The sequence below is a fragment of the Burkholderia sp. AU45388 genome (assembly GCF_030481585.1).
In the GTDB taxonomy this organism is placed as follows: Bacteria; Pseudomonadota; Gammaproteobacteria; order Burkholderiales; family Burkholderiaceae; genus Burkholderia; species Burkholderia sola.
Genome location: NZ_JAUJPV010000002.1, coordinates 709987 through 724406 on the forward strand (window position 1 = coordinate 709987; position 14420 = coordinate 724406).

At 67.2% G+C, this 14420-nt stretch carries 16 protein-coding genes; 6 read left to right on the top strand and 10 right to left on the bottom strand.

What is annotated here, in order from left to right; genetic code table 11:
* Positions 1-50: 50 nt before the first annotated feature.
* Entirely contained in the window at positions 51-281 is a 231-nt protein-coding gene (locus tag QZM72_RS07110) for a hypothetical protein (protein ID WP_301737653.1), read from the bottom strand.
* A gap of 48 nt (positions 282-329) precedes the next feature.
* Here QZM72_RS07110 and QZM72_RS07115 point away from each other — a divergent pair, with 48 nt between their 5' ends.
* Positions 330-779: a hypothetical protein gene (locus QZM72_RS07115; RefSeq protein WP_301737654.1), complete on the top strand. Its 450-nt coding sequence runs from the start codon at positions 330-332 to the stop codon at positions 777-779.
* Positions 780-835: 56 nt separating this feature from the next.
* Here the strand turns inward: QZM72_RS07115 and QZM72_RS07120 are convergent, their stop codons facing one another.
* Complete coding sequence (locus QZM72_RS07120) at positions 836-2260, bottom strand: sensor histidine kinase (RefSeq protein WP_301737655.1); 1425 nt, start codon at positions 2258-2260, stop codon at positions 836-838.
* Positions 2247-2912, bottom strand: coding sequence for a response regulator transcription factor (locus QZM72_RS07125; protein WP_301737656.1), 666 nt, complete (start codon positions 2910-2912; stop codon positions 2247-2249). The genes QZM72_RS07120 and QZM72_RS07125 overlap by 14 nt, the downstream gene beginning before the upstream one ends.
* A 237-nt stretch (positions 2913-3149) precedes the next feature.
* On the opposite strand from QZM72_RS07125, the gene QZM72_RS07130 reads away from it, so the two are divergent.
* Positions 3150-4175: an ABC transporter substrate-binding protein gene (locus tag QZM72_RS07130; RefSeq protein ID WP_301737657.1), complete on the top strand. Its 1026-nt coding sequence runs from the start codon at positions 3150-3152 to the stop codon at positions 4173-4175.
* A gap of 113 nt (positions 4176-4288) precedes the next feature.
* Entirely contained in the window at positions 4289-5599 is a 1311-nt protein-coding gene (locus QZM72_RS07135) for an MFS transporter (RefSeq protein WP_301737658.1), read from the top strand.
* 355 nt (positions 5600-5954) lie between these two features.
* On the opposite strand, the gene QZM72_RS07140 is transcribed toward QZM72_RS07135, so the two are convergent.
* Together QZM72_RS07140 and QZM72_RS07145 are read right to left on the bottom strand one after the other, a co-directional pair.
* Positions 5955-7763: a sensor histidine kinase gene (locus QZM72_RS07140; RefSeq protein ID WP_301737724.1), complete on the bottom strand. Its 1809-nt coding sequence runs from the start codon at positions 7761-7763 to the stop codon at positions 5955-5957.
* A complete protein-coding gene (locus QZM72_RS07145) occupies positions 7763-8410 on the bottom strand; it encodes a response regulator transcription factor (protein WP_301737659.1) in 648 nt (215 codons plus the stop codon). Before QZM72_RS07145 ends, QZM72_RS07140 begins: the two co-directional genes overlap by 1 nt.
* Positions 8411-8745: 335 nt before the next feature.
* Here QZM72_RS07145 and QZM72_RS07150 point away from each other — a divergent pair, with 335 nt between their 5' ends.
* Positions 8746-9198 carry a hypothetical protein gene (locus QZM72_RS07150; RefSeq protein WP_089469096.1) on the top strand — a complete coding sequence of 151 codons (453 nt, stop codon included), beginning with the start codon at positions 8746-8748 and terminating at the stop codon, positions 9196-9198.
* Between the two features lie 108 nt (positions 9199-9306).
* A complete protein-coding gene (locus tag QZM72_RS07155) occupies positions 9307-11325 on the top strand; it encodes an LssY C-terminal domain-containing protein (RefSeq protein ID WP_301737661.1) in 2019 nt (672 codons plus the stop codon).
* 8 nt (positions 11326-11333) lie between these two features.
* Here QZM72_RS07155 and QZM72_RS07160 read toward each other — a convergent pair whose 3' ends face one another.
* From QZM72_RS07160 to QZM72_RS07180, 5 genes are all read right to left on the bottom strand, one after another.
* On the bottom strand, positions 11334-11540 hold the full coding sequence (locus QZM72_RS07160) for a hypothetical protein (RefSeq protein WP_301737662.1): 207 nt from the start codon (positions 11538-11540) through the stop codon (positions 11334-11336).
* A 30-nt stretch (positions 11541-11570) separates the two neighbouring features.
* On the bottom strand, positions 11571-12041 hold the full coding sequence (locus QZM72_RS07165; protein ID WP_089469099.1) for a hypothetical protein: 471 nt from the start codon (positions 12039-12041) through the stop codon (positions 11571-11573).
* Between the two features lie 12 nt (positions 12042-12053).
* Positions 12054-12602 carry a M35 family metallo-endopeptidase gene (locus tag QZM72_RS07170; protein ID WP_301737663.1) on the bottom strand — a complete coding sequence of 183 codons (549 nt, stop codon included), beginning with the start codon at positions 12600-12602 and terminating at the stop codon, positions 12054-12056.
* Positions 12603-12731: 129 nt separating this feature from the next.
* Positions 12732-13295: a PAAR domain-containing protein gene (locus tag QZM72_RS07175; protein WP_301737664.1), complete on the bottom strand. Its 564-nt coding sequence runs from the start codon at positions 13293-13295 to the stop codon at positions 12732-12734.
* Positions 13296-13545: 250 nt separating this feature from the next.
* A complete protein-coding gene (locus QZM72_RS07180) occupies positions 13546-13875 on the bottom strand; it encodes a hypothetical protein (protein WP_301737665.1) in 330 nt (109 codons plus the stop codon).
* A 20-nt stretch (positions 13876-13895) separates the two neighbouring features.
* Here QZM72_RS07180 and QZM72_RS07185 point away from each other — a divergent pair, with 20 nt between their 5' ends.
* On the top strand, positions 13896-14405 hold the full coding sequence (locus QZM72_RS07185) for a GNAT family N-acetyltransferase (protein ID WP_301737666.1): 510 nt from the start codon (positions 13896-13898) through the stop codon (positions 14403-14405).
* The last annotated feature ends 15 nt before the right edge of the window (positions 14406-14420 follow it).

Consider the following 14420-nt stretch of genomic DNA (forward strand, 5'->3'; position numbering starts at 1 on the left):
TCTCGGTCGCGGTCGTGCCGCCCCTGGCACGACCGCGAAGCCGGTTTCATTCAGGCGTGCGGCACCACTTCGCGACGCTTTTCCGCTGATTCGGTTTCTGCTCCATCGCACGCGGTTACCGAACGGGTATCGCCAATACCGAAACGGGCATTGTGTTGTCGATGCACAAGGCGTGATGCGGGCACGGCCGCGCCGCGTTCGTGCGTGCGGTCACCGTGCGGCGACGGCGAATGTGCGTTCATGAGCCGCCTGGAAAAATCGTCACCGATACCGAAATTCACGGTAGATTGACGGTCTCCTGATCTCGACCGCCACGGGGTTGCCGCGCCATGTTGACCTATTCGATCCAGAAAGTCGGCTACGATTTCAATCAGCTCGATCAGCAGGGCGCGACCGACTACGCGTCGTTCGTTCATGCGTTCGATGCGTTTCCTTGGGCTGCTCAGCATGTCGAATGGAACGAGACGCAGGACGGCCCGCTACCGGCGCTCGTGCTGCAGCATGCCGACGATCAGCGCGAGCTGTGGGTGACTGCGTTGACGGACGCACGCTCGGACGGCTTCCAGCTCAATGCGGTGTCCATGCGGATGAAGAAGGGGCTTTTCGGCATCGGCAAGGGCAAGCTGGAGCAGTACGTCGAGACGATCGACGTGAGAAAGCGCGTCGACGTCGATGCGTTGTGCCGGTTGTTCTGCGCGCGCCAGTTTGACGAGCTGGACGAACGGGTTGCACGACACGCGCAGCGCAACGCCGACGACGATCGGGACAGCGACGACTGAACGCGTGTCGTCCGGCGGCGTTCAATCGGGCCTGACTGCGCAGGATCTGGGGTTGCCTAAGCGTCGCTTGCGGCGTGCGTCGCCGCCGCGCGCGGAAACGTCAGCACCACCGCGAACCCGCCTGCTTCGGGAAACGCGAACCCGACGCGCCCGCCGTGCGCCTTCATCACTTCCTGCACGATCGCGAGCCCGAGCCCGGACCCGGTACGCCGCTCGCTGCCGTCCGGCGCGATCCGCACGAACGGCTGCAACGCCGCGCCCCAATGCTCGCGCGGTATCCCGCGCCCGTTGTCGGTGACGGTCAGCGTCACCGCCTGATCCGCATTCCCCATGGTCGCGACCGACACGACGATGTCGTCCGCATGCCCATGCAGCAGTGCGTTGTGCAGCACGTTCGACAGCGCTTCCTGCAGACTGATCGCGTCGCCGTCGATCCATGCATGCGGCGCGTCGCTCGCGAACGCAACGGCCACGTCGCGCTCGCCGGCGAGCGGAATCGTGCGGCCCAGGACCTCTTTCGCGAGCGCGACGAGTTCGACCGGTTGCAGCGGCACGGCCTCGGTGCGGTGAATCACCATCGCATGATTGAGCAACTGGCCGGTGAGCCGGCCGACGTCCGAAGAGGTCGCACGCAACGCATCGAGCCGCGCCGCGTGGCGCGCCGGATCCGATTCGCCGTCGAGGAGCTCGATCTGCGCGTCGAGCCGCGCGAGCGGCGTGCGCATCTGATGCGCGGCGTCGGCGATGAAGCGCTGCATCGCGTTGATCCGCTCGGCGAGGCGATGCATCAGGCCGTTGATCGACCCGATGATCGCATCGATTTCGCTCGGCGTATCGACGGCCACCGGCCGCAGGTCGGCCGGGTCGCGCGCGGCGATGATCGTGCCGATCTGCGCGAGCGGGCGCAGGCCGCGCCGGATCGCGAGGCCGCTCGCGCCGATCGCGAGCACGCTCATCAGCAAGATCAGCGTCCATACCTTGATGCTCATGTCGTTCGTCAGTTGCTGGCGGGCGTTGGTTGTCTGCGCAACCGTCACGAGCGCCCAGCCCGGCGTGCTCTCCTCGGGCATGTAGCGCGCGATCGTCGCGGTGCGCACCCGGTGACCCTGGTAGACGGCATTCGCGAACGCGGGGCCCTGCTTCGCGGCGGCGAGCGTCGCGGAGCTCGCGAGATCGTTGTAGCCGGCCACGACCACGCCGCGCGAATCGACCACCTTGTAGTAGACGAGGTCGTAGCGCGACAGCGTCGACAGCGCGGCCACCGGCGGATTCAGCGCGAGCACGCCGCCTTGCACGTAGAGGTTTTCCGCGACCTGGATCGATGCGCCGGCGAGCAACTGGTCGTACGCGCGTTCGGCCGCGACGCCCGCGTAGTAGCGCGCGGTCGCGGCGAGCGCGAGCGCGCCGGTCGCGACGACGAGCGCGATGAACAGCAGCGTGCGCCCGAACAGCGTCTTCGGGAACCAGTCAGTGCGCCGCAATCTGATACCCCATTCCGCGCGCGGTGCGGATTTCGACCGAGCTGCCCTGCAGCTTCCTGCGCACGCGCGTCACGTATTGCTCGACCGCGTTCGCGGTCGGCTCGTTGCCGAAGCTGAACAGTTGATTCAGCAGTTCTTCCTTCGAGAAGATCCGCTGTGGGCGGCTCGCGAGGATTTCGAGCAACGCGAATTCCTGGCGCGACAGCGACAGCGGCTGGCCGTCGAGTTCCGCGAGGCGGCTGCTGCGGTCGATCACGAGGCCGGCGAGCGTCAGCACGTCGTTCGCGTGTCCGCTGTTGCGGCGCAGGAGCGCCTGCACGCGTGCGTCGAGTTCGCGGTAGTCGAACGGCTTCACGAGGTAGTCGTCGGCGCCGAGGCCGAGGCCGCTCACACGGTCGTCGATCGCCGAGCGCGCGGTGACGAGCAGCACGGGCGTCGTGCTGCCGGACGCGCGCAGGTGGCGCAACACCGTGAAGCCGTCCATGCCGGGCAGGTTCGCATCGAGCACGACGAGATCGAAGCGCTCGACGCGCAGCAGCCCGTTCGCGGTCGCGCCGTCGGTTTCGAGATCGACGGCGTGGCCGAGCCGCGCCAGCCGGCTGCGGATCGCCGCGCCGATTTCGGCATCGTCCTCCACGACGAGAATGCGCATGGTGCCGTTCGCAGGTAGGTGGATTAGGGGTTTTCCCGGGGCAGGGATGTCAGCATTTTCTCAGACTCGGCCGATAACCTGTGTCGAGCCGGAAGCAGGATGCAAGGACGGCATTAATACCAGAAATATTCAAGGAGACGGCAACATGCAGCATGTCACGGGCACGACGAACGCGCGCCGCGGCGTCACGCCGGCTTGCGCGCGGCCGCTGGCCGTCCGCCGCACGGCGGTGCGTGCATGATCGCGTCGCCGCGCCGCCGCGCGTTGATCGCAGCCGGCCTCGGCGTGCTGGGCGTGCTCGGAGCGCCGGCGCTCGTGCGCGCGAAGCCGCGCACGGTGCGGATCTCGAAAGGCTATGGCGTGCTGTACCTGCCGCTGCTCGTGATGGAGAAGCAGCGGCTGTTCGAGCAGCATGCGGCGCGCCACGGCGTGCGCGACGTCGCGGTCGACTGGGTGCTGCTCGACGGCGGCAATTCCGTCAACGACGCGATGATGGCCGGCACGCTCGATTTCGCCGGCGCCGGCGCGCCGGGTTTCATCGAGCTGTGGGCGCGGGCGCGCGGCATTCCGAACGTCGAGGTAATAGGCATCAGCGGGCTGTCGACCACGTCGCTGTCGCTGAACGCGAATCGCGCGGGCCTCGTGTCGCTGCGCGACTTCACGCCGTCCGACCGGATCGCGGTGCCGGGCATCCGCACGTCGCTGTCGGCGGTCGTGCTGCAGATGGTCGCGAGCCGGCAGCTCGGCCCGACGCATTTCGCGCAGCTCGATTCGATCACCGTGAACCTGCCGCATCCGCAGGCGATGCAGGCGCTGATCCGCCGCGAGAACGGCGTGACCGCGCACTTCACGTCGCCGCCGTTCTCGACGCTGGAACTGCGGCAGCCGGGTATTCACCGTGTCGTGAGTTCGGTCGACGTGCTTGGCCCGATGACGCTCGACGTCGTGTTCGCGCCGAAGCGGCTCGTCGATACGGAGCCGGCGCTCGCCGCCGCGTTTCTCGGCGCGCTCGACGAAGCGAACCGCCTGATCGCGCAGGACCCGCGCGCGGCGGCCGCGCTCTATGCGGCGTCGTCCGGCGTCGGCGTGTCGCACGACGACGTGACGAGGATGCTCGCCGCGCCGGACACGCGCTTCTCCGTGCGGCCGAACCAGCTGATGGACTACGTCGACTTCCTGTACCTGGCCGGCACGATCAAGGCGAAGCCGCGCGCGTGGCACGAGATGTTCGCGCCGATGCTCGACGACTACCGGTCGGGTTGAGCCACGCGGGTCGCGATCCGCGTCCATTCATCGAACCACGTGACGCCCGCGCGTTCATCAAGCGCGGCGCCGATTCAACCAATATGCAACCGATTCACCCCAAGGAGCCTGAAGTGAACGCTACCGACACCCTGGACCCCGCGTTCGCCGAAGAACAGCGCATCATGTCGAAGATGGCGCGGCGCCTGCTGCCCATCCTCGTCGTGATGTTCCTGATCGCGTTCATCGACCGGCAGAACGTCGGTTTCGCGAAACTGCAGATGGTGCACAGCCTCGGGATGACGGAAGCCGCGTTCGGGCTCGCGTCGTCGCTGTTCTTCATCGGCTACCTGCTGTTCGAGGTGCCGAGCACGCTCGCGCTGCATCGTTACGGCGCGCGCGTGTGGCTCGCACGCATCATGCTGACGTGGGGGCTCATCACGGTGCTGATGGGCTTCACGACGTCGATGCCCGCGTTCTGCTCGCTGCGCTTCGTGCTCGGCATCGCCGAGGCCGGCTTCTATCCGGGCGTGATCTATTACCTGACGCTGTGGTTTCCGCAGAGCTACCGCGCGAAGGTGCTCGGCATCTTCACGCTCGGCAGCGCGCTCGCGAACATGCTCGGCTCGCTGGTCGGCGGCCTGCTGCTGAGCCTGAACGGCGTGTGGGGGCTGGCGGGCTGGCAGTGGGTGTTCGTCGCGACGGGCATCCCGGCCGTGATCGTCGCGATTGTCGTGTTCCGCGTGCTGCCCGCATCGTTCCGCGAAGCGCCGTTCCTCGACGAGCGCGAGAAGCAGATCGTCGCGGCCGCGCTGGAGCGCGAAAAGCCGGCGCAGGCCGAGCACGGCCAGCCGTGGAAGGCGCTGCTCGATCCGCGCGTGATGCTGTTCGCGGCGACCTACATGCTGATGTCGACGTCGCTGTACGGCGTCACGTACTGGCTGCCGACGCTCGTGAAATCGTTCGGCGTGTCGAGCGCCACGAACGGGTTCCTGAGCATGCTGCCGTGGGCGCTCGCGGTGGTGCTGCTGGTGTGGCTGCCGGCGAAGCTGCGCCGCGCGAAGAGCATCCTGCGCACGATCGCGATCGTCGCGGCGCTCGGCGCGCTCGGCTTCCTGCTGAGTCTCGTGCTGCCGTCGACGCCGCTGCGCTTCATCGCGCTCGTGCTGGGCGGCGCGTGCATTCCGCTGCTGTATCCGTGCTTCTGGTCAATGCCGCCGCGCTACTTCACCGGCGCACGGGCGGCCGCGAGCGTCGCGGCGATCAACTCGATCGGCAACCTCGGCGGCTTCTTCAGCCAGAACCTGATGCCGTTCGCGGGCAAGGTGACGGGCACCGCGTTCGGGCCGATGATCGTGCCGATCGTGTGCCTCGCGTTGCTCGGCTTCGGTGCGCTGGTCGCGTGGACGCGCTCGGAGCGAGGGATGGTCGCGGCGCGGGCGTGATGGCGTGCGGCGTTGCCGCGGCGTCGTCCTGTTTCCGATGATCCGGAAACAGGACGACGCATGCCGGTTCGGCGGCAGGTACTCGAGCGCGCTACCGTGCCGGGCACATGCGACGAATGGAGCGGGAAATGACGAAAGGGGCGACGATGGACATGTCTTGCGACGGCGTTGCGCATCGCGCGCGGCGCGCGTTTTTCGCACGTGGGCGGGCATCGCGTGACGAGGCGCGGCGGACCGGCGAATACATCGATGCGGCAAACGTGCGCGCGGAACTCGAACGCCTGCCGAAAGCGGCGTGCTCGACGAAGGCAGTCGACTAAACCGTCGTTGTCCGGCGTCTCCCGCCGCCCCCTGTCTACCCCCGCGAACCTCCGTGCTCGCCATGCGCGAGCGCCACAGGCGACGGTACCCGCGGAATCTCGACCTCGACCGTCGTGCCTTCGCCGAGCGTCGTCGCGATCCGCAGCGTGCCGCCGACCAGATACGCACGCTCGCGCAACCCCACCAGCCCGAACGAAGCCGACTTGCGCGGCACGGCGGGATCGAAGCCCGCGCCGTCGTCGCGTATCGTCAGCGCGATCGCTTCGCTGCCGCACACGAGCTCGACGTCCGCGTGCGATGCGGCCGCGTGCCGGGCGACGTTCGCGAGCGCTTCCTGCGCGATGCGGAACACGGCCGTCGCATACGGCTCGTCGAGTTGCAACTCGGGCGGCTCGACGTGCAGCGAACAGGTAATCCCGTGACGATGCCGGAAATCTTCCACGAGCCATTGCATCGCCGCCGCGAAGCCGAGATCGTCGAGCATCAGCGGGCGCAAGTCCGACGCGATGCGGCGCGTCGCGGCCACCGCGCCGCGCGCGAGCGCATGCATCGCCGCGATCTTGCGTGCGAGCGATGCGTCGTCCTGCGGCACGCGGTCGATCAGCCATTCGAGATCGTTTTTCAGCGCCGCGAGCGACTGCGCCAGTTCGTCGTGCAGTTCGCGCGCGATGCGGCGCTGCTCGGCTTCGCGTGCGCTGGCGCTGATCGCGGCGATCTCGCGCAACTCCTCGCGCGACGCCTGAAGCGCCCGTTCCGCGCGCACGCGCTCCTCGACTTCGCGTCGCAAGTCGCGGTTCGACGCGCTCAGCTGCGCGGTGCGTGCGGCGACGCGCTGTTCGAGCCGTTCGTTCGCATCGTTCAACTGCGCGCTTTTCTGTACGACGAGCAAATGCTGAAAGCGTGCGCCGGCCAGCGCACGTACCGTCTGCGCGTGCAGCCGGCCGTTCTCGAACAGCATCGCGAACAGCACGACGCCCGATGCGACGAGACCATACGCGCGCCCCGCATAGAAACCGAGATCGAAGCGGCCGTGATTCAGCATCGACGACAGCGCGATGTCGAACAGCCACGCGACGAGCACCGTCATCACCCACAGGTCGAGCACGGAATGGCGGCGCCGCTGCCGCCACATTAGCATCAGCGCGACCAGGTTCAAGCCCCAGACGACGGTGATCGCTTTCGTCATCGTCGCGGTCATCCGGTTGCCGCTCATGATGTGCGGCAGCAGGTCGTGGCCGGCCGTCGCGAGCAGCGCGAGCGCGACCGTCGCGCCGATCGCGGCGGCGATGCAGAGGCCGACCGGAATCGCCGCGCGGCGCTGCGGTGCCGGAGCCGGGGCCGGGGCCGGACGCCCGCGCGACGTCGCGCGCAGCAGCGCGTACGCGGCGACCGATAGCGGAAAGCCGCCATGCCAGAACAGGTACAGCCATGCGGTGGTCTGCTCCCCGGCGCCGAGCAGGCCGGTCGGCGCGAACAACCCGGGGAAGGTCAGCATGTGCGTGCCGGCCATGAACGCCGTGAACAGGTAGCCGCCCGCCAGCACGAGCAGCGGCTTTTCGCGCAGGATCGCGTACTGGCCGAGCAGCAGGCCGGCCGTCACCATGTCGTCGACGACGATCGCCGACTGATACACGGGAATGAACGCCCAGCCCGGCGCGAGCGGCCTGGCCGCGAACGGCGCGAGCGCGGCGAAGATCACGGCCGATACGAGCACCGTCGCGAGCGCGAGCCGCCGTTCGCGACGGCCCGGCGGCAGCGACGACATGAACAGGCGCGACGTGTCCCGATCAGCGTCGTTCGGCGGCGGCGGCGGCGGAGCGGGCGGGAAGCGGAAGGCGGCCATCATGCGTCGTCGGCCCCGAGATCGAGATCGTGGCGCACCGTGTAGCGGACCAGTGCGGCTTCGTGCGGCAGCCCCATCTTTTCGAGGATCCGCGTCTTGTACGTGCTGACCGTCTTCGCGCTCAGCGCGAGTTCGGACGCGATTCGCGTGACGGTCTGACCGGCGACGATGCGGCGCATCACGTCGAACTCGCGCGCGGACAGTCGCTCGTGCGGCAGGGCCTGAGCCGGCGCGCGCAGCGTGTGGGCGAGGCTTTCCGCCGCGGACGGGCTCACGTAGACGCCGCCCGCCGCGACCTTGCCGACGGCCTCGACGAGCTCGACGGTCGCACTGTCCTTCGTCAGGTAGCCGGTGGCGCCGGCCTTGAACGCGCGCGCCGCGTACTGCGCTTCGGTGTGCATCGTCAACACCAGCGTGCGCAGCGACGGCGCCTGGCGCTTGACCAGCCGGATCAGCTCGATGCCGGTCGGCGCGGGCATCGACAGGTCGAGCAGCAGCACGTCGGCGGCCATGCGCTCGGCCAGCGCGAGCGTGCCCGAGCCGTCGCTCGCCTCGCCGACGATCTCGAAACCGCCGGCCATCTCCAGAATGTGACGCAGTCCGTCCCGCATGACTGCGTGATCGTCAGCCAGAATTACCCTGATCATCTTCCAGCGTTCCTCTTCGGGATGACGCCGCGCGTTGCTGTCGTTGCTGTCCGGTTTGTCGCCGCGGCCGTTCTTCTGACCAATATATTCCCCCGGACCCGAAAACGGTACTCGTTCGCGAAATTTTCAAGACGGTTGATCGAGGAATCCGCACTGCGACGAAATAATTCACGGGACAGCACCCCGTGCGCCGCCCATGCGAACCAGGGTATTCCCGGATGATCGTTGCACCCGATGCGGGCCGGCGCGGCCTCGACGGGCCGGCCCCGCGAATCGTTCCGATTCGGGACTAAACTGGTGCCCGATGCCGTCCGTTCGAACCGAGGAGCCCCGCAATGATCGACCTGGCCGATATCCTGCCGTCCGCATTGCCTGCCGCGGTCGCCTGGGCCGAAGCGGAGGCGGCGCGCGGGCTCGCGCAGGGCGCGCCGCTGACGCCGGCGCAAGCCGACGACGCGCGCACGGTGGACGTCGCGCACCCGGACCGGATTCGCGTGATGACGGTCGAGCGCATGCCGTTTCCCGACACGCCGACGCTTGCCGCGATCGCCCGCGATACCGGGCTGCTGGCGCCCGGGACGATCGGCCTCACGCTCGGTCACGCGGTGTACGTGCTGCGCGGGCAGGACACGCGCCGGCTGCTGACCCACGAGTTCCGTCACGTGCATCAATACGAGGCCGCCGGCTCGATCGGCGCGTTTCTTGCTCGCTATCTGCACGAGATCGCGACGGTCGGCTACCACGATGCGCCGCTCGAGGTCGACGCGCGGCAACACGAGTTCGATTGACGCTGGCCTCCGACGCCGGCGCGAGCACGCGCATGTCGCGATGAACGTATTCGATGCCTCTGCCGGCCCGCTGTTCGCGCATCGGGCCGCACCGTTCGGGAGTGTGCGATGAGCGACGCGATCCATGCGTGGGTCGGCGCGATCGGCGCGCATCCGCTGCTCGTACTGGCGATCGTGTTCGTGGCCGCGTGTGCCGAAGCGATCGCGCTGATCGGCACGGTCGTGCCGGCCGGCGCCGTGATGTTCGCGGCCGGGGCACTGATCGGCGCCGGTGCGCTCGACGCATGGGCGACGATCGGCGTCGCGGCAGTCGGCGCGGTGATCGGCGACGGGATCAGCTACGAACTCGGGCGACGTTACCGCGGGATGATCCGCGAGATGTGGGCGCGCTTCGGCTCCGCGGGCGTCTACGCACGCGGCGAGGAGTTCGTGCTGCGTCATGGCATGAAGAGCATCGTGCTCGCGCGCTTTCTCGCGCCGGTGCGGGCGGTCGTGCCGGTCGTCGTGGGCTGCGCGACGCTGCCGCGCCGGTCGTTCTATCCGGTCAACGCGATCTCGGCGCTCGTGTGGGCGCCCGTGCACGTCGCGCCCGGCATCCTGTTCGGCGCGTCGGCCGCGCTGGCCGCGGCGATCAGCGTGCGGGTCGCCGCGATCCTGCTGGTCGTGGCCGCGCTGGTCGCGCTCGTGTGGATCGGCGTGCGCGTCGCGCTGAGACGCGGCTGGCCGTTGTTGTGTCGTGCGCTCGCCGAAGCGGTGCACGCGTGCGTGCGTCGCTGGCCGCGGTTCGGCGCGCGGCTGCACGACGGGATCGCATACCTGCGCGGGTTGCCGGGCGCGGTGCCCACGCTCGCGCTGTTGTTCATCGGCTGCGTGTGGCTGTTCGCGGGGATCGTGCAGGACGTCGTCGCGAACGATCCGCTGATGCATGCGGACATCGCGCTGTACGCGTTCCTGCAGCGCCTGCGCACGCCGCCCGTCGACGCCGCGATGAGCGCGCTCGCCGTGCTGCATGGGCACGACACGGGGCTGATCGTCGCGGCCGCGTTTCTCGTCTGGCTGATGATCCATCGCTGCTGGCTGACGGCCGTGTGGTGGCTCGCGACGGTCGGCGTCGCCGTCGTGCTCGTGCCGGTGTTCGGCGCGGGCGCGCCCGGCGCGACGCCCATGAGCCTGCCGCCCGGCGCGCTGCACGTGCCGCTGCCGGACGGCGACGCCGCCTTCGCGATCCTCGCGAGCAGCGGCCTTGGCTGGGTGCTCGCGCGCGATCGGCCCGCGCCGTGGCGCATTCCGGTGGTGACGGCGGTCGTGCTGTGGATCGTGCTTGGCGGCTTCGCGCGGCTGTACGTCGGCGATACCTGGTTGTCGGGCCTGCTGGGCGGGTGGAGCCTCGGGCTCGCATGGTTCGCGTTGCTCGCCGGCGCCTATGCGTACTGGCGCGTGCGCGAGCACGTGCAGCCGCGCGGCGCGCTCGTCGCGGTCGTCGTCGTGCTCGCGACGGCCGGCGTATGGACGGTGCCCGCGCAATGGCAGCGCGATCGCGCGGCGCGTCCGCGTGTCGGCGACGTGGTCGCGATGACCGTCGACCAGTGGTTGCGTGGCGGGTGGCAGCGCGTGCCGACGCGGCGCACCGAGATCGGCGGCGACCGCGAGGAATATCTGCCGCTGCAATGGAGCGCGACGTCGGACACGCTCGACCGCCATCTCGCGCAGGCCGGCTGGCAGCGCGCGACGCCGTGGTCGCCGGCCACCGCGCTGCGCTGGCTAGTGCCGCAGCCGCCCCCCGATACGCTGCCTGTGCTGCCGCGCTATACGCATGGCGAGAGCACGCGGCGCGTGTTCGTTCGCGTCGATCCGGCCCACCCGGAAAGCCGCTTGGTGCTGCGGTTGTGGCGCTATCCGTACGTGTTGCAGGATGCGCTCGGCATGCGGCCGCTGTGGTACGGCGCGCTGTATCGCGAAACGCTGCGTCGGCCGGCGCGGCTGATGACGATCGTGCACACGACGACGATCGACGATGCGGCGGCGATCGCGCACGCGTTGGCGGTGGAGCCGACGATCGCGCATCCGCCGGCGGGGATGAAGGCCGCGCCGGATGAGATGCTGCTGGTGTGGATGGTTCAGCCGTGAGGGGGCATTCAGGTTTGCGGGCCGGCAGACGGAAGACCGGAAAGGTTGCCGGCTTCGATGACCGCTTGCAGTGCGACGACGGCCGCGGCGTGATTGTCGGGACCGTCGAGCGATTCAGCCGCGACCTTCAAATAGGCGGCTGCAAGCCCGGGGTCGGTGCGTAGTTCGACGATTTCCGCGTCGTGATGCGATACAGCGCCGTGGGATGGGTTCATGGTTGCTTCGTTGATATGGGGCGGGACGGGCTAGCGAATGGCTTTGGATGTCGGCGTCACGCGGGGATCGCCGCACAAGCGCTCGCACCCTCCGTCGCATATCGGGACCAGCGTCACGGCAATCTGATTGAGCGAAAGGCGTCCGTCGTTGTCGACGTCCGGGTGTTTGATGGTCCTTGTATCCACCCAGATGTTCTGTTCACCGATGCCTAACTGGATAAGGTAGGTTTTCAGGGCAACGGCGCGCCGATGAGCGAGGGCGGCCGGATCGCGTTCCCGGACGTAACCTCCTGCATAGACGATCCCGCGTATGCCGACGTTTGGCCAGTTGCGGGCTTCCAGAACCATTTCAGCGATCCGTATCCGTGCCTTGTTGGGGATGTCGGTGGAGTTCAGCGGCAACGTATCCGCCATGTCCGTCGAAATCGTGCAGGCGTAGGCGAGCGGTGTTGCGACGAATATCGAAAGCGCGAACAGGTGCGCGAAGAAAATGAGGCGCATTACGCGAGTTCCTTATCCTTCGAAGCCGACATAGCACGCAAGACTGTCCGCGTTGCGAATTGCTTTGTCGGGATTGGATTGTGCCCAGAAGGTCAAACCGATTGACACGCCATACATTTCGTCGGTGGAGTCGAACACATCCGCGAAATGCGTGCATTCGTGAATGAGTGTGAGTAGTTGGCATCCTCGCCAGCGTTGCGCCGGCGGCGATGTGCAGAAATGCGAATAGATCGCGATGATACGCTTCTCGGAATCGGGCTTGCATACTGCGGCATCCGTGTCGCCGTTGTCCGGAAAGACGGTGCACGTGATGTTCCGTTGTTTCTGCTGATCCCATCTGATGACGTTCTCCGGTTTGAGCGATTGCATGGCGTCCAACAGCCTTGGCATTCCGAGCCGCAGGGTATCGCGTGCGATGTCGTCGCTTCGGCCGAACCACTTCCGTGCGCGCGACTGCTCGGCATCGTCCCATCGCGCCAGCCCGGCAATGCGATCCTGAATCAAAGGAACGGCCATGTCGCGAAGTCGGACAATCGATGCCCGGAATGTCTTGTTCGACATGTTTTGGCATATCGGTGTCAGGTCCAGTTCGATATCCCGGATCGAGTCCGCTGTCGTATTCGTGGCAACGGTGCCGACTGATTCCCATCCGTCTTCGCGCGGCGGATTCGTACTTCTATTGCACATTGGTTAGGTTCCCCGATATATCTCGATGTCGATTACGTCCTGACCGGATGTCTCGACCCGGCATGTCAGACCTTTTTCATCGGTCCGCCCCTCGACGAGCCGACCTGAAGAGTCCGTGATTCGATAACGGATGTCGGCGAGTGGCCATCCGGAAAATCGATCGATCAACCGGATCTGCTCGTCGTGAACTGCCGGTTCGGGCGGTGCGGGGCACCGGTGGAAGGGACTCGATTCCGCGAGCGGCGCGTTTCCCGACGACTTTAGAAATATCCCAGGGTTGCGGCCTGCAACGACGCGATTTTTCATGCATGGGCACGTGACCCGGTCACCGTCGACCACGACGTTTCGGCCGATTTCTGACATGCCCTGTCCGGAGCCGGCAATTTCGAAGGTGCCCTCGCAATTTCCGCATGTCGCTTTATCGCCGCTCAATGCGACACGTTTCCCTTTGTCGTAAATCGTCGAAGAAATTGCGATGACGAAGCCGCGCGTTGTTGTCGGATCGTTATCCCGGACAGCCGCTTTTCTCATTGGGGTCCCCCGCTTTGCCAGTGTTTGTTGTCGCATGTTCGACGCCGCCCCACGGTTGCCGAGAATTGACGGCAGCGAGCGCTTACCGACGCCGAACCAGGCAAATGGGGAGAACCGCTACTACTTGGTCATTCCGCAGTTTTCTCCATCGATTTGGAATGCTGATGATAAGGCAGGAGGTTCGCGAAATGCCGTATTATTGAGATGGAATGGCGGTAGATTGTTGCGGATTGTCAGAGTGATCGGGGAGGCATGAATGGCGCGCGGTGGCGTGGATTCAGTCGATTCAGATTGCGACGAAACAGCGCTCGCGAATCGGCCAATGCAGACGTGTCTGCGTGGCCGATCTGCCCCGACGCGCAAAGCTTGCGAGCGTGCGCGATGTATCCCGCGCCGAGCGTAGATAAAACGCCTGCAGCTGAAACACATGACGGTGCGCCCGCGCGTCGGAAAACAGCACTGCCTGACTACCCGGCTTCATCAACCCGTCGAGTTTCCGCCAGGCGTCCAAGCGCTGATACGGCACGCCGCCGGTCGTATATCGCAGCGCGGCGATAACGCGACCGTCGATGAATCGCGGTACGATCGCTCGTTTGCCCGTCTGGCTTGCCGACATCACCTCACGAGAGCCCCCGCATGATCACGATTCGCCCGATGACCGACGACGATTTCGCCCGTTTCTGGCCGACCTACCGCGCCATCGTCGCTGCTCAGGAAACCTATGCATTCGATCCCGAGCCGGCCCAGGAAGCGGCACGCGCACAGTGGCTCGACGCGCCGCTCTGCACGTGGATCGCCGAAGAGGACGGCGTGGTGCTCGGCTCGTATTTCCTGAAGGCGAACGCGGCCGGCCCCGGCAAGCACGTGAGCAACTGCGGCTACATGGTGAGCGAGGCCGCGCGCGGCCGCGGCCTCGCGCGCCTGATGTGCGAGCACTCGCAACAGGTGGCGCGCGAGCGCGGTTTCCTCGCGATGCAGTTCAATTCGGTGGTCGCGACGAACGAGGTCGCGGTCGCGCTGTGGCAGAAGCTGGGATTCGAGATCGTCGGCCGGGTGCCGCGCGCATACCGTCACGCGCGGCTCGGCTTCGTCGACTGCTTCGTGATGTTCAAGTGGCTCGGCGACGCGGCGGCCGCCGAAGCCTGAGCAACCCGCCGCCGC